The sequence below is a fragment of the Intestinirhabdus alba genome (assembly GCF_009711095.1).
Classification (GTDB): Bacteria; Pseudomonadota; Gammaproteobacteria; order Enterobacterales; family Enterobacteriaceae; genus Intestinirhabdus; species Intestinirhabdus alba.
Map to the genome: position 1 here is coordinate 104,229 of NZ_WMJZ01000009.1, position 14,454 is coordinate 118,682.

Genomic DNA, 14,454 nt, shown 5'->3' on the forward strand with positions numbered 1-14,454 from the left:
TGGCTGACCGGCTACTGCGGGGGAAACACGTGCTTTTTATGCCTCTGACCGGGCGCGTAGTCACCTCAGAACCGCAGGTTTTTCCTCTTTTATCAATTTGGGTTGTTATCAAAACGTTGCATTATCTTTGTGTTATCTTTAATGCTAACCCTGAAGAGATTCCGGGTATCACACCCGTTATGAAGGAGGAGCTATGTCGTCAACCCTACGAGAGTCCAGTAAGGACACGCTGCAGGCCAAAGATAAAACCTGGTATTATTACAGTCTGCCGCGGGCGGCTAAAACCCTGGGCGATATCACCCGTCTTCCCAAGTCGCTGAAAGTCTTACTGGAAAATCTGCTGCGCTGGCAGGATGGCGATTCCGTGACCGAAGACGATATTCAGGCGCTGGCGGACTGGCTGAAAAATGCCCATGCCGATCGTGAGATAGGCTGGCGTCCCGCCCGTGTGCTGATGCAGGATTTTACCGGCGTGCCGGCGGTGGTCGATCTGGCCGCTATGCGCGAGGCGGTAAAACGGCTCGGCGGCGATACGGCAAAAGTTAACCCCCTGTCGCCGGTGGATCTGGTGATTGACCACTCGGTCACCGTCGATCGCTTTGGCGATGATGACGCCTTTGAAGAAAACGTGCGCCTGGAGATGGAGCGCAACCATGAGCGCTACCAGTTTTTGAAATGGGGACAGCAGGCGTTCAGCCGCTTCAGCGTGGTGCCGCCGGGCACCGGGATCTGCCATCAGGTCAACCTTGAATATCTCGGCAAGGCGGTCTGGAGCGAACTGCAGGAGGGCGAATGGCTTGCTTATCCGGATACGCTGGTTGGAACCGATTCTCATACCACCATGATTAACGGCCTGGGAGTGCTTGGCTGGGGCGTGGGGGGAATTGAAGCGGAAGCCGCAATGCTGGGGCAGCCGGTGTCGATGCTGATCCCCGACGTGGTGGGCTTTAAGCTGACCGGCAGACTCAACGAAGGGATCACCGCAACCGACCTGGTGCTGACCGTCACCCAGATGCTGCGTAAGCACGGCGTGGTGGGGAAATTTGTTGAATTCTACGGCGACGGTCTGGATTCGCTGCCGCTGGCGGATCGTGCCACCATCGCCAACATGGCCCCCGAGTATGGTGCTACCTGCGGCTTTTTCCCCATTGATGATATCACCCTCGACTACATGCGCCTGAGCGGGCGCAGCGAAGAGCAGGTGGCGCTGGTGGAAGCCTACGCCAAAGCGCAGGGAATGTGGCGTCAGCCGGGCGATGAGCCGGTGTTTACCAGCACCTTAGCGCTCAACATGGCCGAGGTTGAGGCCAGCGTCGCCGGGCCGAAGCGCCCTCAGGATCGTGTAGCGCTGGGCGATGTGCCAAAAGCTTTCGCCGCCAGCAGCGAGCTGGAGCTGAACACGGCGCAAAAAGATCGTCTGCCCGTCGATTATGTTATGAACGGGCATCAATATCAGCTGCCGGACGGCGCGGTGGTTATCGCCGCGATTACCTCCTGCACTAACACCTCAAATCCCAGCGTGCTGATGGCGGCCGGCCTGCTGGCCAAAAAAGCCGTTACCCTGGGGCTGAAGCGTCAGCCCTGGGTGAAAGCCTCGCTGGCCCCCGGCTCGAAGGTGGTTTCTGACTACCTGGCGCGGGCAAAGCTGACGCCCTATCTCGATGAGCTGGGCTTTAACCTGGTCGGCTATGGCTGCACTACCTGTATTGGCAACTCTGGTCCGCTGCCTGAGCCTGTTGAAACCGCCATCAAAAAGGGTGACCTGACGGTCGGCGCGGTGCTTTCCGGCAACCGTAACTTTGAGGGGCGCATCCATCCCCTGGTAAAAACCAACTGGCTGGCCTCGCCGCCGCTGGTGGTGGCCTATGCGCTGGCGGGCAACATGAATATCAACCTGGCGACCGAGCCGCTGGGACACGATCGTAAGGGCGAGCCGGTCTGGCTGAAGGATATCTGGCCGTCGTCGGAGGAAATTGCCCAGGCCGTTGAGCAGGTCACTACCGCGATGTTCCGTAAAGAGTACGCGGAGGTGTTTGCAGGAACCGGGGAGTGGAAGGCGATAGAGGTTGAGCAGTCCGATACTTACGGCTGGCAGGATGATTCAACCTATATTCGCCTGTCGCCCTTTTTTGACGGTATGCTGGCGCAGCCTTCGCCGGTGGAGGATATTCACGGCGCGCGGGTTCTGGCGATGCTTGGCGATTCCGTTACCACCGACCACATCTCTCCGGCGGGGAGCATCAAGGCCGACAGCCCGGCGGGGCGCTACCTGCAGAGTCACGGCGTGGAGCGTGGAGATTTTAACTCCTATGGTTCAAGGCGCGGCAACCACGAGGTAATGATGCGCGGCACCTTCGCCAACATCCGCATCCGCAATGAGATGGTGCCCGGCGTGGAGGGAGGCATGACGCGCCACCTGCCGGGCGTCGAGGTGATGTCCATCTATGACGCGGCCATGCGCTATGGTCAGGAAAACGTCCCGCTAGCGGTGATTGCCGGTAAAGAGTATGGCTCCGGCTCCAGCCGCGACTGGGCGGCGAAAGGTCCCCGGCTGCTGGGAATTCGCGTGGTGATTGCTGAATCTTTCGAACGTATTCATCGCTCGAACCTGATTGGGATGGGGATTTTGCCGCTGGAGTTTCCGCAGGGGGTGACGCGCAAAACGCTGGGGCTGACGGGAGAGGAGAGAATTGATGTTGCCGGACTGCAGGCCCTGACGCCGGGAGCCGTAGTTCCGGTCAGCCTGACGCGCCCGGACGGCAGTAAAGAAGTGGTAGCGTGCCGCTGCCGCATCGATACCGCGACGGAGTTAACCTACTATCAGAACGACGGCATTTTGCACTATGTAATTCGTAACATGCTTAAATAGCCCCCGCGGCCGGATGAGGCAGCCTCATCCGGCCTGGTCCGGGCTACTCTTTACCTAACAGGTGGCCCATTTTTTCGGCCTTGGTGTCCAGATAATGCGCGTTGTTGGGGTTGCGCCCGACGATCAGCGGCACCCGTTCGACGATATTGATCCCCGCTTCGGTCAGGATCTCTACCTTTTTGGGGTTATTGGTTAACAGACGAACCTCGTTTACCCCCAGCAGCTTAAACATATCCGCGCACAGCGTAAAATCGCGCTCGTCGGCCGCGAAGCCGAGCTGGTGGTTGGCCTCGACCGTATCATAGCCCCGATCCTGCAGCGCATAGGCGCGTATCTTATTAAGCAGGCCGATGTTGCGCCCCTCCTGACGATGATAGAGCAAAATGCCACGGCCTTCTTCCGCTATATGCGTCAGGGCGGCCTCCAGCTGAAAGCCACAGTCGCAGCGCAGGCTGAACAGGGCGTCGCCGGTCAGGCATTCAGAATGGACCCGCGACAGCACCGGCTGCTGGCCAGAAATATCGCCATACACCAGCGCAACGTGATCGTGTCCGGTTGCCAGTTCCTCAAATCCCACCATCAGGAAGTCACCCCAGGGGGTTGGCAGTTTCGCTTCTGCCACACGTTTAAGCTGCATCGAAATCTCCAGATTGGCCTGGCACCCGCGGTGCCTGCGCCAGTTAACTGCTGTATCGGCGTATTTTGCCATAAGGCGGAGAGGTTCGCCTAATCGCCGCCGCGCAATCCATGAGCAAATGGCACAAATCTGTCAATTTTTTGGCAGGCCCGGTTTTCGGTTATGATTGTGGGACTTATCCTGAAAGGAGCAAGCATGTTGTCGATTGTGGTACGAACCGCTGCAGGTGCGGCGCTATTGCTGATTATGCCGTTGATGGTCTGGATTTCCGACTGGCGCTGGCAGCCGGAAGGTAACGCCTGGTGGCTGAAATCCCTGTTCTGGCTAACGGAAACAGTCACCCAGCCCTGGGGCATTATCACCCACGGGCTGCTCTGCGCCTGGTTTCTCTGGTGTTTGCGCTTTCGCCTGCGGGCGGCGATAACGCTCTTTGTCATCCTCGCCGCGGCTATTTTGCTTGGTCAGGGAATAAAGTCCTGGATTAAGAACAGCGTGCAGGAACCCCGGCCGTTCGTGATCTGGCTTGAAAAAACGCACCATATTCCCGTCGATGAGTTCTACACTTTAAGGCGTAGCGAACGCGGAAATATTGTGAAGCAGCAGCTTGCCGGGCAGCGGGATATTCCGGCCTTCTTACGCCAGCACTGGCAGAAGGAGACCGGCTTTGCGTTTCCTTCCGGGCATACCCTGTTTGCCGCCAGCTGGGCGCTGTTAGCCGTTGGGCTGCTGTGGCCGCGCAGACGTTACGTGACCATCGCAATTTTGCTGGTTTGGGCAACGGGAGTGATGGGCAGTCGGATGCTTCTCGGTATGCACTGGCCCCGTGATTTGGTCTTTGCGACGCTTATCTCCTGGGGGCTGGTGATTCTGGCGACCTGGCTGGCGCAGCGTCTCTGCGGGTCGCTGGCCCCGCCGCCGGCAGAGGCGCGTGAGATAGCGGAACGTGAACAGGAGGGCTGACCCAGGCCTGATTTCCTTATCCGCCCTAAAATCATCGGATAGCGGGGCGCTTTTCCATTTCGCATACGATGCGAAAATGGTAATTTAGAAAGCCTAATGCGGTAAGCTGAACAGGCTTTATCCGCGCAAACCACATAACGGGAAGTAATGTGAAATATTTACTCATTTTCTTACTGGTGCTGGCGATTTTCGTTATTTCGGTTACCCTGGGCGCGCAAAACGATCAGCAGGTTACCTTTAACTACCTGCTGGCGCAGGGAGAGTATCGCGTCTCTACGCTGCTGGCCGTTTTATTCGCCGCAGGCTTCGCCATCGGCTGGTTAATTTGCGGTCTGTTCTGGCTTAAGGTTCGCGTCTCTCTTGCCCGCGCCGAACGTAAAATTAAGCGCCTGGAAAACAAACTCACCCCTGCGAACGACGCTGCGGTTATCGCCGATCCTTCGGTCGTGAAGGAATAATTATTTATGCTGGAGTTGTTGTTTCTGCTTTTACCCGTAGCCGCCGCCTATGGCTGGTATATGGGTCGCAGAAGTGCGCAACAGACGAAACAGGATGAAGCGAATCGCCTGTCCCGTGACTATGTTGCCGGCGTTAACTTCCTTCTGAGTAACCAACAGGATAAAGCGGTCGATCTGTTCCTTGATATGTTGAAAGAGGATACCGGTACCGTTGAGGCGCATCTCACCCTCGGCAACCTGTTTCGCTCGCGTGGTGAAGTCGATCGCGCTATTCGTATCCACCAGACCCTGATGGAAAGCGCGTCGCTGACCTACGAGCAGCGCCTGCTCGCCGTGCAGCAGCTTGGTCGCGACTATATGGCCGCCGGGCTGTACGATCGTGCGGAAGATATGTTTAACCAGCTTACCGACGAGACCGATTTTCGCGTTGGCGCGCTGCAGCAGCTGCTGTTAATTTACCAGGCCACCAGCGAGTGGCAGAAAGCGATTGACGCCGCCGAACGGCTGGTGAAGCTGGGCAAAGATAAACAGCGTATCGAAATTGCCCACTTTTACTGCGAGCTGGCGCTGCAGCAGATGGCTACGGATGATTTGGATAGGGCGATGGCGCTGCTGCGTAAGGGCGCGGCGGCGGATAAAAACAGCCCCAGGATCTCCATTATGGTGGGGCGGGTATGGATGGCTAAGGGGGACTACGCCAGGGCGGTAGAGAGCCTGCAGCGCGTGATCGCTCAGGATAAAGAGCTGGTCAGCGAAACCCTGGAAATGCTGCAAACCTGCTATCAGCAGCTGGGTAAAACCGATGAATGGGCAGAATTCCTGCGCCGGGCGGTGGAAGAAAACACCGGGGCGGCGGCGGAGCTGATGCTTGCCGATATCCTTGAGGTGCGGGAGGGGCATGACGCGGCCCAGGTCTATATCACCCGCCAGCTGCAGCGTCACCCCACCATGCGGGTGTTCCATAAGCTGATGGATTACCACCTTGCGGAGGCGGAAGAGGGGCGAGCGAAAGAGAGCCTGATGGTGCTGCGCGACATGGTTGGCGAGCAGGTGCGCAGCAAGCCGCGTTATCGCTGTCAGAAGTGCGGCTTTACCGCCTATACGCTGTACTGGCACTGCCCCTCCTGTCGGGCCTGGTCAACGATTAAACCGATCCGCGGCCTTGACGGGCTGTAATTTTTAAAAACGCCCCTTTTTAGTTACAACATCCTGTTAGATTAACTATCCAGAATACGCCAGCACCGCAATCGCGTCGTCCGGCAGAAGGGCAATCGCGCCTGTTAATTTCCGCCTCTCACAGGTAGAATGCACGCCGTTTATCCATTTGCCCATCATTAAGAAGGCCTGGTCATGACGATTACTGCTTCTTCCCGCACCATCACCCATTCTCCCGTTGTTGTTGCGCTGGACTATGACAACCGTGATAAAGCGTTAGCCTTTGTTGACCGAATCGACCCGCGTGATTGTCGTCTGAAAGTAGGCAAAGAGATGTTTACTCTGTTTGGACCGTCGTTCGTGCGCGAACTACGGCAGCGCGGTTTCGACATTTTCCTGGACCTGAAATTCCATGATATTCCTAACACCACGGCCCGCGCGGTCGCAGCGGCGGCGGAGCTGGGCGTCTGGATGGTCAACGTTCATGCGGCGGGCGGGGCGCGGATGATGAACGCCGCCCGTGAAGCGCTGACGCCGTTTGGTAAAGATGCGCCGCTGCTGATTGCCGTAACGGTGCTGACCAGCATGGAGGCCAGCGATCTGACCGATATCGGCATCGCGCTTTCTCCGGCTGATTATGCGGAGCGCCTGGCGGGGTTAACCCAGCGCTGCGGCCTGGACGGCGTGGTCTGCTCGGCGCAGGAAGCGGTGCGCTTCAAACAGGCGTTTGGTAAAGCGTTCCGGCTGGTTACGCCGGGCATTCGTCCCCTCGGTAGCGAAGCGGGCGATCAGCGCCGCATTATGACGCCGGAACAGGCGCTTGCCGCCGGGGTCGATTACATGGTTATTGGGCGTCCGGTGACGCAGTCGGCCGATCCGGCGCAGACGCTGCGTTCCATTAATGCGTCCCTTAAGCAGGAGGCATGATGAGCGATACCCACAGCCGTCTGGTTTATTCTACGGATGGCGGACGTATTGATGAGCCAAAGCGCGCGCCTGAACGGCCGAAAGGCGACGGCATTGTGCGTATTCAGCGCCAGACCAGCGGGCGCAAGGGTAAGGGCGTCAGCCTCATTACCGGTATCGACCTGGACGATGAGGCGTTGTTAAAGCTGGCCGCCGAGCTGAAGAAAAAATGCGGCTGCGGCGGTTCGCTGAAACAGGGGGTTATTGAAATTCAGGGTGATAAGCGCGATTTAATTAAATCGCTGCTGGAAGCTAAAGGTATGAAAGTTAAGCTGGCAGGCGGTTAATGAAAAGCCACGGGAAATAACCCCGTGGCTTTGAATTTTTTACGGTATTTATTGCCCCGTGCCGATCGAAAAAATAAAGGTCTGTCGTATCGAACCGGTTATTTACCTACCTGGTGACCGATAACGCCGCCTACCGCCGCGCCGCCCAGAGTCCCCAGGGTGCTGCCGTCGGTTAAGACCGCGCCGCCTAACGCCCCTGCGCCCGCGCCGATAGCGGTGTTGCGATCCCGCTTCGACCAGTTAGAGCATGCGCTCAGCGACATTGCCAGAGTAATAGCCAGTACGGCAGCGGTCGTTTTTTTGCTCGTTAAAAACATAATACTTTCTCCTGAATTAATGATTCATGGAATTCCGCTCTCCTTAACTATAGTTAAACTCGTGCGTTAAAGAGGGAATCAATGAAACTTTGTTGTGCAGGATTGCTTTAATCACGCAGGTGATAGTCACTTCCTGTTATATGGCTAATAATGATTTTACGTCGTTCCGTTATTAACGACAGGTAAATAGTCCTAATTCAGAGGTGAGAATGGTCTTAAGTGTATACCCTAAATAATTCGAGCTGCAGGACAAAACGCAGCGCGTTTTGAACAGCCCCGGGGCTGGCCCCGAAGGGGTGAGGCCCTCAGGCCGAATCACGCGGCGACGCAGTGACAAATTTGTCAGGAACGAATTTGAACAGCCGCAGGCTGCCTCTGGTGAGAGACAGGGATGTCTCTCATTAATCCCCGGGAGCTTACTGGAGTGAGTGACTGGGGTGAGCGAGGACAAATCAGCTTAGCTGATTTGAACGCCGCTGGCGGCGGCCCTTCAGGGGGAGGCCCAGGGCCGAATAAAGGCAACGCATATGCAACCTGAAGTATGACGGGTATAAACGGCCGGCGGACCGGCCATTTACAACGGGGAGATTAAACAATATTTACGTTAAGTCCGCTATTTTCCAGATACATCCGGTCGCGGGCGTTGAGTCCGCTATCGGTAATTACCCGGCTGAAGCTTTCGGCCGGGCCCAGCGTGTAAGGGTGCACGACGCCAAACTTCGAGCTGTCGGTCAGAACGATGGCTTCTGAACCTTTCTCCAGCACCGCATTCACCACGTCCGAGCGCATCATATCGCGTCCGGTAAAGCCGGTTTCCGGCTGCCAGCCGTCAATGCCGATAAACGCCTTGCTGAAGTGAACCTGCTGAATAAACTGGCGAGTTAGCGGGCCGACCATACTTTCGCTTTTTTTCTGATAGATGCCGCCCAGCAGGATCACCTCGCAGGGCGTCTCTTTCAGCAGGTGGGCAATATAGCTACTGACGGTAATAATGGTGACGTTTTTTTGCTCCGCCAGAGTCCGGGCCAGCAGGGCGTTGCTGCTGCCATTTTCAATAAACACCGATTCGTATGGATTGACCAGCGAGGCGGCATACTCGGCCAGCTGACGTTTCAGGGTGTAATGGGTCATCATCCGCGTTTCAACGTCTTCGCTGTCGGGGGCGACGGCGTAGCCGTGGGCGCGGCGTAAATAGCTCTGCTTTTCGAGCGTATTAAGATCCTGTCGAATAGTTACTTCAGAAACACCGGTGATCTTAGCCAGTTCAGCAACGCTCATCTGGCCTTTATCAATCACCATCTGCAGAATGGCTTGTTGTCGGGAGTTCATAGCATCAATTTTTTTAGTGATATCACTATCTGGAAGTGAAGGTCGCACGGTCAGCGCCGGATGGCACACCGCACGCAATGGTTAAATCTCCCACGGCGAGCGGGAGTCGTCGGCCCCAGGGCTGGCGTCTGGTTTTACCTGAGTAAGCAGTTCGGCTTTAAGGATCTCAAGGTTGCGGATGGCGGAATGGTAATCCCCTGCGACAAGGATATCCAGTACGGTCTCAATACGTTCGGCAACGCGCTGTGCGTTGATATCAGACATGGCGCTATCCCTATGACAGAAAACGGTGAATTCATGATGCAAAAAATAGCGGCAAAAGAGAAGGGAAAAATAGAGCCGTGCCAAACCATTAGAGAATATTATATAGCGGTTCTCTCTGGCTCTCCTGGCCGTTAAGCGTTCTTGCTTCGGCGCTGTTATTCAGGAAGCGTCGATACCAGCGTTCGAAGGCGCTGGCCGGCATGAGTTTAACAAACACACGGAGGCGCTGCCTGCCCATTCACGACGGCTGATTTTACGACCGAACCGATGAACGGGGAGATGGCTATCGCCAACGGGCAGCGTCATCATCGGGCTGGAGGTAATCACCGACATAGCGCGGATGCGTCCGGCCTGCCCGACGGAAAGCGCCGCGTTGTAGCCTGCGGTGGCGGACAGATGCAGAATGTTGTCGTCAGCGGATACATGCCAGTGGGGCTGTCGCTTCCCGTCAGGCTAAATAACGTCAGTGGTTTTTGAACCTTATGCATGGCGCTATGAGTCGGTTAGCCATGCTTCAGAGAAAGTAAATATGGCTGAACTTAATGTTTCTTCTGGGTATTTATGTTTAATGCAGATTGCGCAAAAAGCCCAGCCGCCCGGCGAAAATTATTGAAAGGGAGTGGGAAAGAACGTTAGCGGCAGGAGAGGAGAGAAAACGGCCATCCCACAACGAGAATGGCCGTTGGCCGGGCGTCAGGCGACGGGACGCGCGATAATGCTGCGGGTCTCCATGCGGACTTCAGCGATGGTGACGTCGATCGTTTCGGTAACTTTATACACGACTTCCCCTTTGATCTGGACGGTGCCGTTCTCCTGGCTACAGACCAGCTCGTCGCGTACGGCGTGCAGGAAGGGCGCAGGGATAAAGGCCACAGCGCCGTTGTCCACCAGGCGAACGCGCATTCCGCCGCGGCTGATGTCCATAATTTCCGCCGTAAAACGGGTATCCGTACCGGCCTTATCGCTGAGGAAACGCGCATACAGCCAGTCGCCGACGTCGCGTTCAGCCATGCGGTTCAGGCGTCGACGCTCGGTCATCTGCTGAGTGGTGTCGTCCTGCGGGCGGGCGATGGATTCGCCTTTAACGATCGCTTTTAGCAGGCGATGGTTGACCATATCGCCGTATTTACGAATCGGCGAGGTCCAGGTCGCATACGCCTCAAGACCCAGCCCGAAGTGCGGCCCTGGCTCGGTGCTGATTTCTGCAAAGGACTGGAAACGGCGGATGCGGCTGTCCAGGAAACCGGAAGGCTGTGCGTCCAGCTCCCGACGCAGCTTACAGAAGCCCTCCAGGGTAAGCACCTCTTCTGCCGCCACCTCCATACCGTGCGTTTTCAGCAGCGCAACCAGCGTATCGACGTTGGCCGGATCGAACCCGGTATGGACGTTATAGATGCCAAAGCCCAGCCTGTCGCGCAGCACGCGGGCGGCACAAATGTTGGCGGCGATCATCGCCTCTTCGACGATGCGGTTGGCGATGCGGCGTGGCTCCGCCACGATATCCAGCACTTCGCCTTTTTCGCCAAGCACAAAGCGATAGTCAGGACGGTCTTTAAACACCAGCGCGTGCTGATGACGCCATTCACCGCGGCTCAGGCAGATGCGCTGGAGCAGGCGAATTTGTTCGGCAATGGCCTCGCTTTCAGGCTGCCAGTCGCCGCTATTTTCCAGCCAGTCGGACACCTTGTCGTAGGCCAGCCTGGCCTTTGATTCGATAGTGGCGGCGAAGAAGGTCACCTCATCTTCGATGGCACCGTCGGCGGCGAGGATCATGCGGCAGGCGAGCACCGGACGCACCTCGTTAGCGCGCAGCGAACAAAGGTCGTCAGAAAGCTCGCGCGGCAGCATCGGAATGTTGAAGCCCGGCAGATAGTTGGTAAAGGCGCGAACTTTCGCGGCCTTATCCAGACTGCTGCCTTCGGCAATCCAGGCGGTTGGGTCGGCGATGGCGACGGTCAGCTGCAGTTTGCCGTCGGCCAGCGCCTCGGCGTACAGCGCATCGTCCATATCTTCGGTGCTGGCGCTGTCGATGGTGACGAAGCTCAGCGCCGTCAGATCCTCGCGGGTCAGGCCCTCGTCGAGCATATCGGGGATTGCGCCTGCCGGTGCCTCTTTTTCGAGGTTGTGGCGCGCAAGGGTGACCCACCACGGGACGAAGTGATCCTCGCCAAAGGTGATGAACTGGGTCAGTTCGGCGTAGAAGTTGCGATCGCCCTTCAGGGGATGCCGACGCATCTCTGCAACGGCCCAGTCGCCTTCCTTAAATTCATGCGTCACGCTGCGGGCGGCGCGGCAGGGGATGGCGTCTTTTAACAGTGGATGGTCCGGAACGATGGACAACCGATCGTTTTTACCCTGGACTTTCCCAACAAAGCGGGTGAGGAAAGGCTCAACCAGTTCTTCCGGTTCGGCAGACTCGCGTTCTTTCTCGGTGTGAATCACGGCGATAATACGGTCGCCATGCATTACCTTTTTCATCTGCGGGGGTGGGATGAAATAACTTTTTTGGGCATCGACTTCCAGGAAGCCAAAGCCTTTTTCCGTGGCTTTTACCACCCCTTCGGCGCGCGGCGTCCGGGAATGCAGTTGCTGTTTTAGCTGCGCTAGCAGCGGGTTGTCCTGAAGCATATTTTGTCTATTTTCGTGGCCAAAAGAGCGGCTGACAGTTTTACGCGATTCTGCCTGGCGCAGCAAGCGCTCTTTATGCGATGAACGGGTCAGCCTGGTAAGTTTCGCCCAGCGCGATCTTCAGCCGATTCAGCCAGCCGTAAAGTCCGCACCAGGCCAACGTATTGACGATCCGCGCTGCCGGCGCATTCTGAACGCCCGGCGCGCCAAGATGGGCGGCGCTGAGGCGATCCGGCGAGCAGTTGAGCAGCTGTATCGCCAGGGGCGACGGCCGATCGGCTGGCCAGCGCTGGATGTGCGCTTCGTCCTGACGAAGAACCGCAGCTGCGGCGGCAAGTTCCGGCGACCGGTGCGCCAGGGAGTTAAAACAGGCGACGCTGCCGTTAATCCGGGAGGTCAGCAGGGAAGCGAAAAGCGGCGCAGGTTCGCCATGCAGGAAGCCGCCGATCAGTGCGTCAAGCGCCTCCAGCTGCGCCGGTTCATGCGCCAGCAGCGGGGCCAGTTGCCGAAGTTCGTCTGATGTCTGACGGCGTGTCAGCTGCTGCTCTGCGTCGGCGTCGGACGGCTCAACCGGATCGTATGCGGGACGCCAGCTGGCGTCCGCCTGCTGAAACGGCGGCGCGGGGGCGCACTCCTGAGCGGCCAGCCCCGGCACCCGGCGAACAGGAAGGTCGAGCAGCGCCTGGAACAGCGCCAGCGCCCGCGCCTGAAAGCCGACGTAGCCAACAATCTGGGCGATAACGATAACGTCCCGGGTCGTCAGCCCAACGTCGTCTAAATGGCGGCGCGCCCTGGCGTCGACAATCGCCGGAGAGCCGGCAAGCTGCCGGGCGAACTGGGCGATCTGCGCCAGCCGTCGATTACTTTCGCGCGATGAGTCCGGGCCGGGCAGCGGCGTCAGGCGGGCGGCGTAGTGGCTGCACAGCCGCTGAATGCCGCAGACCTGGGCCACGGTCAGGGCGGTACTCATTCGCTCATAGGCGCTGAAGGTGTGCATCTGGCTCAGGGCCGCGCAGGGCGGGAACAGCCGTTCGTCAAGCCGTCGGGCGGGCGAGAGCCAGGCGGCAAAAGGGCGGCAGAATTCGGTCGGGAGGATCAGATCCAGCAGAAAGGGATCGGCAACGTTAGCGGCTTCCGGCACCAGCGGCAGGATCTCCTGCGGCAACGTCCGGCACTGGGTTTCATGATACCAGTGATTTTTGCCTGCACTGCGGCGTTGTTCCATGGGCGTTCCTTGGTCTGAAAGTGGCGACCCGGAACATGCGCTATATCCTCACGCCGGATCGATTCGCTTAGGGTGTGTCCCTTAACCGTTCGTGAGCGTCGCTGGAGGACATTCAGGTCCGGGGCAAGGCGCGAGCCGTAAGGTCTGGTTATTCCAGATGCGCGGCGAGTAACGCGGCAGCGGCCCTGAATGGCCCCAGCCCTGCGGGACGCGAGCCACAAAGGCGTACTCTGTGTTGTCGGGCTTGATTACGCGCTTCTGGCNGGCGTACTCTGTGTTGTCGGGCTTGATTACGCGCTTCTGGCTCAGCGTCGACGCCACGCCCTGTTAAGGGACACACCCTGGTATCCTGGCGTAAGCGGAGGGGGGGATAAAAGACCGTTGCGCGATAATAAATAGCCAAAGGCTATATGGGGGGAGAAAAAGTTATCAGGGGCGGCAGAGCGCCGCCCGCGGGAGCGTCGGGAGCGCTTACTTCAGTTCCAGCTCGTTCATTGCAGCGATGCTGAAACCGCCGTCAACGTGAACAACTTCGCCAGAGATGCCGCCGGAGAGGTCGGAGCAGAGGAATGCCGCCGAGTTGCCCACGTCCTCGATGGTCACGGTGCGGCGAATCGGGGTTACCGCTTCGCAGTGCGCCAGCATCTTACGGAAGTCTTTGATGCCGGAGGCCGCCAGCGTGCGGATCGGGCCGGCGGAGATAGCGTTGACGCGGACCCCTTCCGGCCCCATCGCGTTAGCCATGTAGCGCACGTTGGCTTCCAGAGACGCTTTGGCCAGGCCCATCACGTTATAATTCGGGATTGCGCGCTCGGCACCAAGATAGGAGAGCGTCAGCAGGGCGGAGCCAGGGTTCAGCATGGTGCGGCAGGCTTTTGCCATGGCCACGAAGCTGTAGGCGCTGATGTCGTGGGCGATTTTGAAGCCTTCGCGGGTAACGGCGTTGACGTAGTCGCCGTCCAGCTGATCGGCAGGCGCGAAGCCGATGGAGTGCACAAAACCGTCAAACTTCGGCCAGGCTTTGCCCAGCTCGTTGAACATGGTGTTGATGCTTTCATCTTCCGCCACGTCGCACTGCAGCACGATGCTGGAACCCAGCTGAGCGGCGAACTCTTCCACGCGGCCTTTCAGTTTGTCGTTCTGGTAGGTGAACGCCAGCTCAGCGCCTTCGCGGTGCATTGCCTGAGCGATACCCCAGGCGATGGACAGTTTGCTGGCAAGACCCGTCACCAGAATACGCTTACCGGAAAGAAAACCCATAGCTTTGATCCTTATAGTCATTACTTATTTTTGGTTTAATAATCAATTTATTATCAATGTTAAACCACAATAAATGAAAAGCAGGCCGGAATTATATAT

The 14,454-nt window shown here is 57.8% G+C and carries 14 protein-coding genes; 6 read left to right on the forward strand and 8 right to left on the reverse strand.

The genetic code is table 11. The features are described 5' to 3' along the window. The first annotated feature begins 193 nt into the window (after nucleotides 1-193). Nucleotides 194-2,869: an aconitate hydratase AcnA gene (gene acnA / locus GJV78_RS08755; protein ID WP_155107965.1), complete on the forward strand. Its 2,676-nt coding sequence runs from the start codon at nucleotides 194-196 to the stop codon at nucleotides 2,867-2,869. 43 nt (nucleotides 2,870-2,912) lie between these two features. Here the strand turns inward: acnA and ribA are convergent, their stop codons facing one another. Continuing rightward, the gene (gene ribA / locus GJV78_RS08760; RefSeq protein WP_155107966.1) at nucleotides 2,913-3,506 is read right to left on the reverse strand and encodes a GTP cyclohydrolase II; all 594 of its coding nucleotides are present in this window, start codon (nucleotides 3,504-3,506) and stop codon (nucleotides 2,913-2,915) included. Nucleotides 3,507-3,701: 195 nt separating this feature from the next. Here ribA and pgpB point away from each other — a divergent pair, with 195 nt between their 5' ends. The 5 genes from pgpB to yciH all read left to right on the forward strand — a co-directional run bounded on the left by pgpB (nucleotide 3,702) and on the right by yciH (nucleotide 7,332). Further along, the gene (pgpB, locus tag GJV78_RS08765) at nucleotides 3,702-4,466 is read left to right on the forward strand and encodes a phosphatidylglycerophosphatase B (protein ID WP_155107967.1); all 765 of its coding nucleotides are present in this window, start codon (nucleotides 3,702-3,704) and stop codon (nucleotides 4,464-4,466) included. Nucleotides 4,467-4,615: 149 nt separating this feature from the next. Next, nucleotides 4,616-4,924: a LapA family protein gene (locus GJV78_RS08770; protein ID WP_167519469.1), complete on the forward strand. Its 309-nt coding sequence runs from the start codon at nucleotides 4,616-4,618 to the stop codon at nucleotides 4,922-4,924. Nucleotides 4,925-4,930: 6 nt separating this feature from the next. Beyond that, nucleotides 4,931-6,100 (forward strand): lipopolysaccharide assembly protein LapB, encoded by a 1,170-nt coding sequence (gene lapB, locus GJV78_RS08775; protein ID WP_155107968.1) that lies wholly within the window; start codon nucleotides 4,931-4,933, stop codon nucleotides 6,098-6,100. 174 nt (nucleotides 6,101-6,274) lie between these two features. Then, nucleotides 6,275-7,006, forward strand: coding sequence for an orotidine-5'-phosphate decarboxylase (gene pyrF, locus GJV78_RS08780; protein ID WP_155107969.1), 732 nt, complete (start codon nucleotides 6,275-6,277; stop codon nucleotides 7,004-7,006). Next, a complete protein-coding gene (gene yciH / locus GJV78_RS08785; protein WP_155108007.1) occupies nucleotides 7,006-7,332 on the forward strand; it encodes a stress response translation initiation inhibitor YciH in 327 nt (108 codons plus the stop codon). Before pyrF ends, yciH begins: the two co-directional genes overlap by 1 nt. Nucleotides 7,333-7,430: 98 nt before the next feature. Here the strand turns inward: yciH and osmB are convergent, their stop codons facing one another. From osmB to fabI, 7 genes are all read right to left on the reverse strand, one after another. Further along, nucleotides 7,431-7,649 (reverse strand): osmotically-inducible lipoprotein OsmB, encoded by a 219-nt coding sequence (osmB, locus tag GJV78_RS08790; protein WP_155107970.1) that lies wholly within the window; start codon nucleotides 7,647-7,649, stop codon nucleotides 7,431-7,433. A gap of 588 nt (nucleotides 7,650-8,237) precedes the next feature. Further along, on the reverse strand, nucleotides 8,238-8,978 hold the full coding sequence (yciT, locus tag GJV78_RS08795) for a DNA-binding transcriptional regulator YciT (protein WP_155107971.1): 741 nt from the start codon (nucleotides 8,976-8,978) through the stop codon (nucleotides 8,238-8,240). 81 nt (nucleotides 8,979-9,059) lie between these two features. Beyond that, complete coding sequence (locus tag GJV78_RS08800) at nucleotides 9,060-9,242, reverse strand: YciZ family protein (protein ID WP_155107972.1); 183 nt, start codon at nucleotides 9,240-9,242, stop codon at nucleotides 9,060-9,062. 88 nt (nucleotides 9,243-9,330) lie between these two features. Then, a complete protein-coding gene (locus GJV78_RS23935) occupies nucleotides 9,331-9,459 on the reverse strand; it encodes a hypothetical protein (protein WP_269140465.1) in 129 nt (42 codons plus the stop codon). Nucleotides 9,460-9,935: 476 nt separating this feature from the next. Further along, on the reverse strand, nucleotides 9,936-11,870 hold the full coding sequence (locus GJV78_RS08805; RefSeq protein ID WP_155107973.1) for an exoribonuclease II: 1,935 nt from the start codon (nucleotides 11,868-11,870) through the stop codon (nucleotides 9,936-9,938). A gap of 73 nt (nucleotides 11,871-11,943) precedes the next feature. Next, a complete protein-coding gene (locus GJV78_RS08810) occupies nucleotides 11,944-13,095 on the reverse strand; it encodes a CMD domain-containing protein (RefSeq protein ID WP_155107974.1) in 1,152 nt (383 codons plus the stop codon). A gap of 471 nt (nucleotides 13,096-13,566) precedes the next feature. Beyond that, nucleotides 13,567-14,355 carry an enoyl-ACP reductase FabI gene (fabI, locus tag GJV78_RS08815; RefSeq protein ID WP_155107975.1) on the reverse strand — a complete coding sequence of 263 codons (789 nt, stop codon included), beginning with the start codon at nucleotides 14,353-14,355 and terminating at the stop codon, nucleotides 13,567-13,569. Between the last annotated feature and the right edge of the window lie 99 nt (nucleotides 14,356-14,454).